Source organism: Klebsiella sp. YJ (genome assembly GCF_002108615.1).
Lineage (GTDB): Bacteria > Pseudomonadota > Gammaproteobacteria > Enterobacterales > Enterobacteriaceae > Klebsiella > Klebsiella planticola.
On sequence record NZ_MTEG01000044.1, the window covers coordinates 1 to 12,655 of the forward strand.

The window sequence follows — 12,655 nt, forward strand, 5'->3', positions numbered from 1 at the left end:
ATCAGACACCGTCTGAATTTGCAGCGGGCTGGAGAAAGGGTCATTCTGAGAATGAAGATTCCGACGTTACTAACTGAGTGTTGTATCTAATCGTGGGGGCAGGTCAGTATCTCAAGTCGAAAAATACACAAACCAAAGTGATCGTCACCACGGCAAACGATGACTTTGACATTGTGCGTCATATGCTGAGCCTGAAAGTGGATGACTATCTGCTAAAACCGGTTAAGCAGAGTATTCTCAGCGATACGATCCGCAAAACCTTGCTGGTGGATGAACAGGGGGCCGTCGCGACGCGGGAGCAGCGGCAGACGATAAGCGATCTGATGGGCGGCTGTGATTATCCCGGCTGGCACACCTGGTTGTTCGGTATTCTTGATGCGGCCTGCGCGCAACCCATGTCTGATAACGATGGGGCGAAGAGGTTGACCGACGTGCTGGAATTGCTCCTGCAGCATCTTGCCGGGCTCAGCGATAAGTATATCCCGTGTCGGCAAAAAATTACCGATCTGATCCACAGCATTCATCAGCACGGTCTGGGCGTCGGCCGCTACTGGCCGGTGATGGTGGGGTTGTTCAATCTCAGCCACGCTATCTTTGAGCAGCTGTTTAAAAGCGCCAGCGGCAGCATGGATTTTGTCGCCAGAGCCCGTTTCCATATTGAAAAAAACCTGCTTAACAACATGACGCTGGATGATATCGCCGCGGAGGCTTTCGTCAGTCCGTGCTATCTGAGTCGGGCGTTTAAAAAGAGTACCGGCAGCGGATTCTCCAGTTACATTACCAGCCGAAAAATCAATATCGCCAGGTCTCTTTTGCAATACAGCGATCTAAAAGTGAATACCATTGCGCTGGAACTCTCCTGGCAGGATGCGAACTATTTTTGTCGGATCTTCAAGAAAGAGACCGGCATTGCGCCATCCGATTATCGCCGCCTCGCCTCGCCCGAGGCGGGCTGATCGTCACCCGGTCTTTCTTGCGCTTACTCCGGCGTAAGCGCAAGAAAGTCCGCTATCCCGGCAAGATTGTTTACTCGTCGCCGCATCGCGCGCCGCTAAGATGGGACACGATTCTTTATACAGTGGCCCTGCCGTGGATGAATACCTCTTTACTTCTGAATCCGTTGCCGAAGGGCATCCGGATAAGATGGCGGACCAGATTTCTGACGCCATTCTCGATGCCTGTTTACTCAAAGATCCGTGGGCCAAAGTGGCCTGCGAATGCCTGGTAAAAACCGGGGCGGTGATTGTGGCCGGGGAAATATCGACCGATGCCAGTATCGACCTTGAGCAGATTGTGCGGGCGACGGTGAAATCTGTCGGCTACGACCATTCGTCGAAAGGTTTTGATGCCGCAACCTGTGCGGTCATCAGCATGCTGGGCAGGCAATCTGACGATATCGCTCGCGGCATCCGCGCCCGCGACCCGGCCTCGTTGGGGGCCGGCGATCAGGGAATAACCTTCGGCTATGCGTGCGATGAAACGCCGCAGCTCATGCCTGCTCCCATTCTCTACGCCCACCGGCTGATGGCGCGCCAGGCGCAGCTGCGTAAAACGCGCCAGCTGGATGGGTTATTACCGGATGCCAAGAGCCAGGTGACGCTGCGTTATGGCGACGGACGGATCGATCATGCCGACACCATCGTGGTCTCCACGCAACATCGCGCCGACTTTCCGCTGGCGACGCTGCGTGAAGCGGTGATGGAAGAGATAATTAAACCGGTTATTCCGGCACGCTGGCTGACCCCCGCCACCCGGCTGCTGATTAATCCTGCGGGGCCGTTTATCAACGGTGGGCCCGCTGCGGATTGCGGCCTGACCGGGCGCAAAATCATTGTCGATACCTATGGCGGCGCCGCGCGCCACGGCGGTGGAGCGTTTTCCGGGAAAGATCCTTCGAAGGTCGATCGTTCGGCGGCCTATGCCGCGCGCTACGTGGCGAAAAATATTGTTGCCGCGGGGCTCGCGACGCGATGCGAAGTTCAGCTGGCCTGGGCCATCGGCCTTTCCCGACCGGTTTCGGTTGCCATCAATACCTTTGGGACTTCCCGTCTGTCGGCGCACCAGCTGACGCAGCTGGTCGACCGTCATTTTGACCTCAGCGTTTATGGCATTATCCGCCAGCTTGATTTGCTGGCGCCGCGCTATCGCCAGACGGCCTGCTACGGCCATTTTGGTCGGGAAGTCTTCCCCTGGGAACGCACTGATAAGGCGCCGCGGTTGCGTGACGATGCCGCCGGTCAGCTGTGCGCGTCGGTGTGTGCCCCCTTGCATGAAAAATAACAGGAGAGAGATATGTCCGGGCAGAGCTTAGGCTTAATTGAAACCGTTGGCTTAACGGTGGCGGTAGAGGCCGCTGATGCCGCAATAAAATCGGCGAATGTCGAACTGGTTGGATATGAGCTAACCAAGGGCGGCGGGCTGGTGACCATCAAATTAACCGGTGAGGTTGGCGCCATGAACGCCGCCGTCTCCGCCGGGGTGGCCGCCGCGAGCCGGGTCGGGCAGGTCTATGCCTGGAAAGTCATTGCGCGTACCGCAACCGGCATTGATAGTCTGATTGCCTCATCACAAACGTACGGCACGCCTCCTGAACCGGTAGCGCCTGCCGCCGAATGCCTTCCTGCCGCAGCGGAGATCCCTGACGCGACGATAGCGGTGGTCAATATTACGTCTCCCGCGCAGACCGCTTCCTGTCTGGCGTTCGAAGAGAGCCCGGGCGTTGCATCGCCGGAATCGCCGGCGGCGGAGCGCGACCCGGCGCCGGTCGAGCCGGTGCGCGAAGAGGCTGAGCCTCAGAATGAGCCGACGGTTCAGGCCATTCAGGAGGAGAAAAAAACGGCGCGAACCCGGGCGAAGAACACCCGGCGCTAGCCGCTGTCGTTGCAGCTAAGCCACCTGCGGGTGGCTTTTTTGTTGCTGCGCGTCAGGAAACGGCGGTGAGAGGTGGCAGAGCAACCGGGCTCTGCCCGGATACGCAGCTAAGAATCGGATGGGGTTGACTGGGGGAGGGACCGCTGGTGACACGAGCCGAAAAGGGGCGTTTGCGGCGCACTCCGCCGCCGTGTGTTGCGCTGGCGGAGTGCGGATACGTTGGGTCAATCAGGACAGCGGATGACTCGCCGTCTCCGCGGCGGGTTTGGCGGCGGGGAGATGGCGCCCGATACCGTAGCGGTAGATAGCCGCGCCCAGGATTCCGCCGATGACCGGCGCAATCAAAGGCACGAGGAAGTAGGGAATCTCTCTGCCTCCGGTCATGGCGACGGAGCCCCAGCCGTTCAGAAACGTAAACAGTTTTGGACCAAAATCACGAGCCGGGTTCATGGCAAATCCGGTTAGCGGGGCGGTCGCCGCACCGATGACTGCCACCAGCAGGCCGATCAGCAGCGGTGCAAGCGGCCCTTTGGGCACACCGTTGCCATCGTCGGTCAGCGCCATAATCAAGCCAATCAGCATCGAGGTAATGACAATTTCCACCAGCGCCGCGAGCCAGACGCTGATGCTTGCCGCCGGATAGGTCGAAAAAATGCTGGCCAGATACAGGCTGTCCTGACTGCCGCGCACCATCTGGTGGGCCTGTTCATAGTCGGCGAACAGATTGTGGTACAGCAGATAGGTCAGGGCGGCGCCGCAAAATGCGCCGGCCATCTGCGCCAGGATATAAGGCGCCACTTTCTTCGCCTCAAAGCGGGCGAACATCCATAAGGCGATGGTGACCGCCGGGTTAAGATGAGCGCCGGAGATCCCTGCCGTCAGGTAGACCGCCAGCGCAATACCCAGCCCCCATACAATACAGATTTCCCAAAGACCGAAGCTGGCGCCAGCCAGTTTTGCCGCACACAGCACGCTGGTGCCGAAAAACATAAACAATCCGGTACCAAGAAATTCTGCAATACATTGTCCGGTTACTGATTCACGAGAGTCACTCATAGTTTTTTTCCTGTATTAAGCGATGCGCTATGCCATCTCTTAACGATTGGGGTACAAGGGATAAGAGCGCGAAATCATTTTTTGTGTTGTCGGGATTAGCCGCCGATATGGCAATGAAATCCCATCGATTCAACGATTTTTTTCAGGCTGGCCATGTTGTCTTCTGAGTGTGAGCCGGCATCGCCCATGGGATAAATGCGGCCCAGCAGGGTATATTTATTTTCGCCAAAGGTGTGATAAGGCAGTAGATGAATGGTGTCCACCCCGGACATCAGGCGGGCAAATTCAGCAATGCTGCGAATCTCCTCCGGGCTGTCGTTAACGTCGGGAATCACCGGGATGCGCACAATAACGTGAGTGATAAAGGAGATCCGAATCAGATTTTCCAGAATCGTGCGGTTATCCACACCCGTATTAAGTTGATGAATGGTCGGGTTAACGGCCTTAATATCCGTCAATGCCAGATCGACCCACGGAAAGACGTCCTCAATCACCGCTTTGCTTGTCATTCCCGTCGTTTCCATTGCCGTGTGCCAGCCTTTGGCTTTACAGGCTTTCAGGAGCTCGCGCGCAAACACCGGCTGCGCCAGCGGCTCACCGCCTGAGAGGGTAATTCCGCCGCCGGAGCGCCGAAATAAGTTTTCCTCTTTCTGCAGCTCACGTATCACGTCGCTGACGGTCATGCGTTTGCCTTTCATTTCCAGCGCCTGAGTCGGGCAGACCGCGGTGCATTTGCCGCACTGAATACAGCGTTCGCGGTCGATAAAGAACGGATTGCCAGCAGAGAGCGCCTGCTGCTGACAGACCTCCACGCATTTTCCGCAGCGGATACAGTCGCTTTTTTTATAGATTAACTCGGGCTGCGGGCGCTGTGATTCCGGGTTGCTGCACCACTTACAGGCCAGCGGACAGCCTTTAAAAAACGGGATCGTGCGGATGCCGGGGCCATCATGCAGGGAGTAGCGTTGAATATTGAATAACACGCCTTCGGTATCGTATTCGACTCTGTTCATAACATCACTCGTCAAAAAAGCGACCACCAGGCAACAGCAAGTCAGCCGCTAAAATCGGGTCTGATAAAGGGCCATACGTTACCGTATGGCCCTGGCAGGTCAGGCAAAATCAGAATTGCTGTTCGGTGCGGCTGATGATGTCATCCTGGACTTCTTTCGCCAGTACCACGAACTGCGCGCTATAGCCCGCAACGCGAACCACCAGGTCCTGGTGCTGCTGTGGGTTTTTCTGCGCCTCCAGCAACGTGTTGCGATCGATAACGTTAAACTGTACGTGCATCCCTTTCTTATCGAAGTAGTTACGCACCAGACCGCCAAAGTTTCGCAGACCCTTTTCCCCCGCCAGTGAGGAGGGCAGGAATTTCTGGTTGTAGAGCGTCCCGTTCGAGGCGATAAAGTGATCCAGTTTGGCTACCGAGTTCGCTGCGGCGGTCGGGCCGAGGGTATCTTTGCCCTGGCGCGGCGATACGCCGTCGGCAAGCGGCTCTTTCGCCAGGCGACCGTCCGGCAGGGCGCTCACGTCTTTACCAAACAGCACGTTCGCCGACACCGGGTAGATACCGGCCTGGAAACGTCCGCCGCGTGGGTTGGTATACTTCTCCACTTCCTGACAGTAGATCAGCGCACATTGGCGGGCGACAAGATCCACGTCGTCGATGTCGTTACCAAAACACGGCGAATTTTCCAGAATATGGCGAATCTCTTCATAACGCGGATTTCCTGCCGACGGCGCCGGAGTGACGCTGGCGAGCTGGCGATAGACTTCGTTTTTAATCTCTGCCGGGTTCAACGAGCCGTGGCGGTCGATAATGCGTTTGACCACTTCATAGATATCCTGCTCGCCGAGAGAGGATTTTGCCGCCGCGCTATGCGGGTTGCCGCCGACCGGGTAGCCGAAGTTGGCGTCCAGCGCGCCCTTCAGTTCCTGAAGCGTCAGGCGGCGATCCTCAAACACCTGTTTTTGGATGGCGTAGACGGAGTCGCCGGTATCGGCAATGCCGAACGCCTGCGGGCCGGTAAAGTTGTAAATCGCGCCGCCCTCCTGCAGGGATTTTCCTCGGCCAATGCAGTCATCTACCAGCGCGGACAGGAACGGCAGAGGGCAGCGTTCGCCGTGGGCGATGTCGACGCTGTTGCACGCTTCGACCAGCTGGTGCACAAAGTGCGCCATCTGTTTTTTGAAGGCGGCATAGAAGTCATCCATGCCGGCGTACTGGGTCATCTCGCCGGTCATCGGGCCAAGCTGTTTGTTTCCTGAGCGGCCGTTGTTAAGGGTAATTTCCAGGACCTTCGCGACGTTGAAGAACGCCGCGTCGTGCCAGCCTTCGGTGCGATGCGGCGCCTGCGGCTCCACGCAGCCGATGATGCAATAGTCGCGGGCGTCATGCAGCGAGACGCCGCGGTTTTGCAGCGCCGGGATGATCACTTCATCGTTGTACATCGCCGGTACGCCAAGCCCCAGACGGACCAGCTCGCAGGCGCGATAGAGAAACTCATCCGGCGTGCCTTGCCAGACGCGAATTGAGAAAGAGGGCTGCGGCAAACGTACGTGGGCCGTGGCTTCCATGCACATGTAGGTTAATGGGTTGGTGGCATCACGGCCGTCTTCGGTCTGACCGCCCACGCACAGGTTCTGGAAGACGGCATAGCCGGCGAAGGCCTGGGCCGAAATCTCATCGCGAGTTTTGTTGATATCGTTAAGCTTGATCCAGCAGCAGTCCACCAGCTCCTGGGCAAATTCGCTGCTGATGGCGGTATCCGCCGCCAGATACGGATACATGTACTGGTCGAAACGGCCGGGAGAAATCGAGTGGCCGCTGGATTCAATCTGCAGCATGCTCTGAATAAACCAGAAGGTCTGGCAGGCTTCCCAGAAGGTTGTCGCGCCGTATTCCGGCACGCGGGTACAGTTGCTGGCAATCTGTTCCAGCTCGCGCTGACGGGTTGGGTCGCGCTCTTCACGGGCAAGGCGCGAGGCTTCCTGCGCGTAGCGATGGGCGAAATTGATTGCCGCCTGATAGCTCAGAATAACGGCGTTGTAGAACTGCTCTTTTTTGATGTAATCGGAGGTACTGCGATCGAGGTTCTCCAGCGCGCGGGTCACTTCATCGATGATCCCGCGAAAGCCGATTTTCAGGACCTTGCCATAATCGACGCTGACGTGTCCGACACCGCCAAAGAAGTAGTTGCCGACGGTGAAAACGCCGTTGCTCATGCTCTCTTTTGTCCCTTCGGACATATAGGAGGCGGCGAGCGAACTGGTGGTTTTACCCGGCCAGTATTTAAAGGCCTGGTGGAGTTCATCGGCGGTTTTTTTCTCAATAATGAACGGGTCGGCAACACGGTGTGCCATAGTGTCGAACTCTTTTTCGACCCAGTCATAAGAGAATTCAGGACAAATTTCTGTTGAACGTGGATTAATAGTGACGGCGCCGACGATTAACTCGTCAGGGCGAATAGTGACCGGCAGCTCGTTAAATATTTTCTCAACGACTTTTGCCCGACGCATAATAGCGGGAAGCTGTTCATTCTCTTTATATGCCTCGGTTGCCAGCACCGCACGTTCAGATTCTACATGCGGCTTAGCATGCAGAATCATATTTTTGAGTCTTACTACACGATCGGTCGGATGAGTAAAGCCTTTCTCTAACATACAATAACTCCCGAAATGATATAAGCGTGGGGGATTACCACACCTGAGTTTTTTTACCTGCCGGTAGTGCCGGGTACGCTAGCTAATAGTGTTGCTGCCGATTAAACTAATAAATTGACGTAATATTTCCGGGTGCGCCATCCAGGTCGTCGCGGTGACAAGATTGCCGTCATGTACCGCCTCGTGGTCCGCGGCGCTCACCCAGATACCGCCAGCCATTTCAACTTCAGGCTTTAAGGTGAAATATCCGGTCAGCGTTTTACCTTTTAATATGCCGGCAGCAACCAGAATTTGTGGTCCATGACATATAGCGGCAATCGGTAGCGCAATGTTATTCGCACAATGGATGATATTTAATACCATCCGGTTTAGTCGTAAATATTCCGGAGCGCGGCCGCCGGTAAGATATATTCCACAATATTCCTGTACCCTGACTTCATCAAAAGAGGCGGTTAAGCGGAACAGATGCCCCGGTTTTTCGCTGTAGGTTTGATCGCCTTCAAAATCATGAATCGCGGTCTTTATATATTCCCCGCAGCGTTTTCCGGGGCACACCACATCCACTCTGAAACCTAACATGCTTAATGCCTGCCATGGCACCATGACTTCATAGTCTTCAGAGAAATCGCCTGCCAGAAGCAAAATTCTTTTCATAAGCGAACTCTCAGAACGTACTGTCATCATCCTCAATAATACGCATGGCCTCATTCACTGCGGCGATCTCGCCGAACAGCGCCAGCGTCGTGATATGCTGCGGACAGCTGCCAAAGATCTCCGATACCGCAACATGTGCGCTTTTACTTGCCAGATCGGCGTAAAAGTACAGATCTGGTATCGGCAACATAATCAACCCGATAGCGTCAATGCGGATGCTTTCCAGTCGGTTGCGAGATTCCGCGGGCATTCGCCTTTTCAGCATGGCGAGCGTTTCCGGCGTTGGCGCGTTGATAATGCGTTTTTTCATGATCGAGTCAGCCATCCTGCTTCAGTCAACGAATATTGAGCGCTTCAACCATCACGCAGCGACGGTGCCTGGCGTAGGAGCGTGCCGAGGTCAGCCCTTCACCGGTCGGCCCGGCAATGGTAAATGTGGCATGTCCTTCGCCGCCAACGCCTAATCCGGCATACGACGGGCCATTTTTCACAAAAATAGTGGTCTGGATCAGCCGCGCCATTTTGGTCAGTTTTTCAACGTTGGTAGAGTGCATCATCGCCGTGTGACGATGACCATGTTCAACCTTCACCGCCAGATCGATCGCTTCATCGACGTTTTCCACTCTGACCACCGGCAAAACCGGCATCATCAGTTCGTGCACCACGAATGGATGATCACGTTCGGTTTCAATCAGGATAACTTTGATCTCCTCCGGCACGCTGATACCGATTTGCTGCAGAATGTAGCGCGCATCTTTCCCTACCAGTGCGGTACTCGGGCCGTTTCCTTTTTCATTCAGCACCAGCGCCTGTAGCTGCTGAATATGTTGTTTATCGCACAGCAGCCAGGCGCCGCTTTTTTTCATGCAGTGGATGAGATAGTCCGCCACTTCATTGACGACAATGACCTCTTTTTCCGCCACGCAGGGGAGGTTGTTATCGAAGCTGCAGCCATTAATGATATCGCGGGCGGCTTTCTCGATATTGGCGGTTTCATCAACCACAACGGGAGGATTGCCGGCGCCGGCGCCAATCGCTTTTTTGCCGGACGACATCACGGTTTTCACTATCGCCGGCCCGCCGGTGGCGACCAGCATATTGATACGCGCGTCGCCGATTAAGGCATTGGTGTTGTCAATCGACGGGCTGGCGACCGTGACCACCAGACTGGCGGGGGCGCCAAGCCGGGCCAGCTGTTGATTGATTAACGTGACGCAGTACAACGACACCTGACGCGAACGCGGATGCGGGCTAAAGACCACGGCGTTGCCGGCGGCCAGCATACCGAGGGTATTGTTGATAATGGTCTCGGTCGGATTGGTGGTCGGGGTGATCGAACCAATGACGCCATAGGCGGAGTATTCGGTCAGCGTCAGGCCGCCATCACCGCTGATGGCGGCGGTGATGAGATCTTCAACCCCCGGAGTTTTTTGCGCGGCAACGCGGTTTTTCACCATCTTGTCGGCATAATTTCCCATTCCGGTCTCTTCCACCGCCATGGTCGAGAGCGCGTGCAAAATCTCTTCCTGCAGGAAAAACTGGCGAATGCCGTCAACAAAGCGGGCGCGATCCTGCATTGAGCAGTGGCGATACTGGATATACGCCTGCTGCGCCGCAGTAATCGCGGCATCCATGGTGGCAAAAACACCGTCACCGGCGTTCCCGTCGACAGGGGCGGCGGTTGCGGCTCCGGCCTGGCTTGCCAGTACGCTGGCCACAATCGCGTCGATGCTGCCGCGATCGAGCGGTGTGGCGGCTGCCGGCGCATGCTGTTCGGGCGCTGGCGCCGTCGTTTTCGTATATTTACTCAGCACGCGGGAGACGGCCTGAGTAATATCAAGATCGTTCATGCTGTATCTTCCTTACTTCGCTTCGCTCGTGGGTGCCACCATCAAATGTACGGCGTCGTGGTCGATTTGATGGGCGCCGGGTCGAGCGTAGCCAGCAGCTGTTTCCCGACGTCTCTGGCGGCGATGACCGCCTGGCGTACTGCGCCGGAATCACCGGCAAACGTGAAGATCACTTCGTTACTGAAGCTGGTGCCGTGCGCCGGGCTGGCGTAACCCACCGGCTCGATGACGGCGGCTTTTGCCGCGGCGTCGGCGACCACCACGCCAATCGCCGCCGGTGAAGCGCAGGTCAGGCCGAAAGATTTACCCAACGGGGCACCGAAGGCTTTATTGAGCGCGCTGCTGGCGCGGGCGGTGTACTGGAACTCCAGGTGACCGGCCGGCGAGCCATAAACATCGCCCATGGTGCGCTGAATTTCGCCCAACGCGACTTCAACCGCGCGGCGAACATCGGAGACATCGGTGGCGCCGAAAATGATCAGGCAACCATGCCCACCGCCGCCCTCGGTATCGCGAGCCAGCTCAATAGAGAGTATTTCACTGTTAGTGGCTTTAATGGCCTCATCCGCGGCAAATATATGCGGGCCGGCCCCGGTCCGGGCGCCAAGAATACCGATAGAGCGATATTTCTTGTCGATATTCATGACTTCATGTAATTGATGATCGACATTGGCAATCACTAATCCAATGGTATGCCCGAGGGCCGTTCCGACAAATTCAGTTAAACCGCAACCGATAAAGCTGGCCGGCGTTTTATTATTTGCGCGATCATCAGTCTGCTTGTGCATTACTTCAGATATAATCTGCTCAACAAGATTATCTCTCATGGTCGGTATCCTCTGGCTTTATTAACTGACAGCTTTCGGCAGGATTTTTTCCACTTCAATATGCGGGCGCGGAATCACATGTACAGAGACCAGCTCACCGACTTTTCCTGCTGCCGCTGAACCTGCGTCCGTTGCCGCTTTGACCGCGCCGACGTCGCCGCGAACCATTACGGTAACCAACCCGGAACCAATTTTTTCGTAACCAACCAGGGTGACGTTAGCGGATTTCACCATGGTATCTGCGGCTTCAATTGCGGAAACCAGACCTTTTGTTTCAACCATACCTAATGCTTCTTGTTGCATAACGACCTCAATATTTCCAGGTGAGAGTAAAAGCAAGTTATGAATTAACCGATAAAGGTTGAGTTCATAGACTTAATAAATTCATGCACTACGATGTTATTGCGCCTGAGACAAAATGTTTTGCCCGGCAGAGAGACTTTCTTGTTTTCCCGTTTTCAGCTGGACAATAAAATCCTCTCCACATGACTACCTTGAGGATGCGTTCAGGCGGCACCTTCCAGCAAAGGGGCAAGTGCGGCCGCATCCTCGGCAATCATCCGCTCTTCATTGGTGGCAATGACCGCTACAATCGGTGAGCCGGGGCGCGAGATAATGCCCTGTCGACCGGCAAACATTTGCGCATTGCGCGCGGCGTCGAGCTGCACGCCAAATATCGCCAGCCGCTCGGCGGTAAGCTCGCGGATCAGCGCCGAGTTCTCCCCGATGCCGCCGGTAAAGATCAGTGCATCAAAGCGATGCAGCGAAGCAAGATGGGCGCCAAGGTGGCGGGCAAGCCGGTGAACCATGACATCAATGGCGAGGGAGGCCCGGGGATCGCCGTTGCCGCGCGCCTCTTGTAACGTGCGGCAATCGCTGGAAAGACCCGACAGACCGAACAATCCCGCTTCGTTATTGACCATCTTGTAAAGTGATTCGATAGTCTGGCCGGTGCAGCGGGCAATATAGGCCGCTGCGCCAAAATCCAGGTCACCGCAGCGCGTTCCCATCACCAGCCCTTCAAGCGGCGTCATGCCCATCGAGGTGTCGACACTCTGTCCGTTTTTCACCGCGCAGACCGACGAGCCATTGCCGAGATGGGCAATAAGTAGACCGTGGTTGGTGGGGTTAAGACCCAGGCGCTCGACGGCTTCGGCGGCGATAAAGCGATGGGAGGTGCCATGAAAGCCATAGCGTCTGACCTGATGCTGGTGTAAATACTCCAGCGGGATGGCATAGGTATAGGCCTCCGGCGGGAGCGTCTGATGAAAGGCGGTATCAAACACCGCCACCTGCGGCAGCTCGGGTAACAGCGCCATGGCGGCTTCAATGCCGATCAGGTTGGCGGGATTGTGCAGCGGCGCCAGCGCCGATAATTCGCGGATACGCTCGATCACCGGTGCCGTGAGCCGCACCGAGTGTTTGAAATCATTCCCGCCGTGCGCCACCCGATGACCGATGGCGCATACCTGCGGCAGCAGCGCCTGCTCTGCGAGCCGGGCGAACAGCGCCTCCAGCGCGCAGGTATGGCTGGCGCCGTCAGGCAACCCGCGGGTCGTCTTCCCTTGCGCATCTTTAAAGGTGATGCCGGCTTCGCGTAGCCCCAGCTTTTCGGCCAGCCCGGAGAGCACCGGGGTCTCCTGATTACGCGGGATGACGGAGAACTTAAGGGAAGATGAACCACAGTTAATGACCAGAACCAGTGATGCTGACGACATGATGACCCCTGTC

11 protein-coding genes and 1 pseudogene are annotated in these 12,655 nt (G+C 56.3%); 3 read left to right on the forward strand and 9 right to left on the reverse strand.

Going from position 1 to position 12,655, the window contains the following annotated elements:
* Positions 1-77 precede the first annotated feature (77 nt).
* The 3 genes and pseudogenes from BV390_RS27855 to BV390_RS32145 all read left to right on the forward strand — a co-directional run.
* Complete coding sequence (locus BV390_RS27855) at positions 78-956, forward strand: response regulator transcription factor (protein ID WP_227517259.1); 879 nt, start codon at positions 78-80, stop codon at positions 954-956.
* Between the two features lie 100 nt (positions 957-1,056).
* On the forward strand, positions 1,057-2,280 hold the full coding sequence (gene metK, locus BV390_RS27860; RefSeq protein WP_133959813.1) for a methionine adenosyltransferase: 1,224 nt from the start codon (positions 1,057-1,059) through the stop codon (positions 2,278-2,280).
* A gap of 12 nt (positions 2,281-2,292) precedes the next feature.
* Positions 2,293-2,559 (forward strand): annotated as a pseudogene (locus BV390_RS32145) (BMC domain-containing protein); the annotation flags it as partial.
* Positions 2,560-3,099: 540 nt separating this feature from the next.
* Here the strand turns inward: BV390_RS32145 and BV390_RS27870 are convergent.
* The 9 genes from BV390_RS27870 to tdcD form a co-directional block, all read right to left on the reverse strand.
* Entirely contained in the window at positions 3,100-3,927 is an 828-nt protein-coding gene (locus BV390_RS27870) for an MIP/aquaporin family protein (RefSeq protein WP_032687076.1), read from the reverse strand.
* A gap of 95 nt (positions 3,928-4,022) precedes the next feature.
* Positions 4,023-4,940, reverse strand: a complete 918-nt coding sequence (locus tag BV390_RS27875) for a glycyl-radical enzyme activating protein (protein WP_085397571.1) — start codon at positions 4,938-4,940, stop codon at positions 4,023-4,025.
* 109 nt (positions 4,941-5,049) lie between these two features.
* Positions 5,050-7,593: a glycyl radical diol dehydratase GrpM gene (gene grpM, locus BV390_RS27880; protein ID WP_085397572.1), complete on the reverse strand. Its 2,544-nt coding sequence runs from the start codon at positions 7,591-7,593 to the stop codon at positions 5,050-5,052.
* A gap of 78 nt (positions 7,594-7,671) precedes the next feature.
* Positions 7,672-8,247: a DJ-1/PfpI family protein gene (locus BV390_RS27885; protein ID WP_085397573.1), complete on the reverse strand. Its 576-nt coding sequence runs from the start codon at positions 8,245-8,247 to the stop codon at positions 7,672-7,674.
* 10 nt (positions 8,248-8,257) lie between these two features.
* Positions 8,258-8,557: a hypothetical protein gene (locus tag BV390_RS27890; protein WP_032687080.1), complete on the reverse strand. Its 300-nt coding sequence runs from the start codon at positions 8,555-8,557 to the stop codon at positions 8,258-8,260.
* Positions 8,558-8,582: 25 nt separating this feature from the next.
* Entirely contained in the window at positions 8,583-10,097 is a 1,515-nt protein-coding gene (locus tag BV390_RS27895) for an aldehyde dehydrogenase family protein (protein WP_032695223.1), read from the reverse strand.
* 41 nt (positions 10,098-10,138) lie between these two features.
* Entirely contained in the window at positions 10,139-10,924 is a 786-nt protein-coding gene (pduB, locus tag BV390_RS27900; RefSeq protein ID WP_032687082.1) for a propanediol utilization microcompartment protein PduB, read from the reverse strand.
* A 21-nt stretch (positions 10,925-10,945) separates the two neighbouring features.
* Positions 10,946-11,227: a propanediol utilization system shell hexameric protein GrpH gene (gene grpH, locus BV390_RS27905; RefSeq protein WP_004863596.1), complete on the reverse strand. Its 282-nt coding sequence runs from the start codon at positions 11,225-11,227 to the stop codon at positions 10,946-10,948.
* A 203-nt stretch (positions 11,228-11,430) separates the two neighbouring features.
* Positions 11,431-12,642, reverse strand: a complete 1,212-nt coding sequence (gene tdcD, locus BV390_RS27910) for a propionate kinase (protein WP_032687083.1) — start codon at positions 12,640-12,642, stop codon at positions 11,431-11,433.
* Positions 12,643-12,655 lie beyond the last annotated feature (13 nt).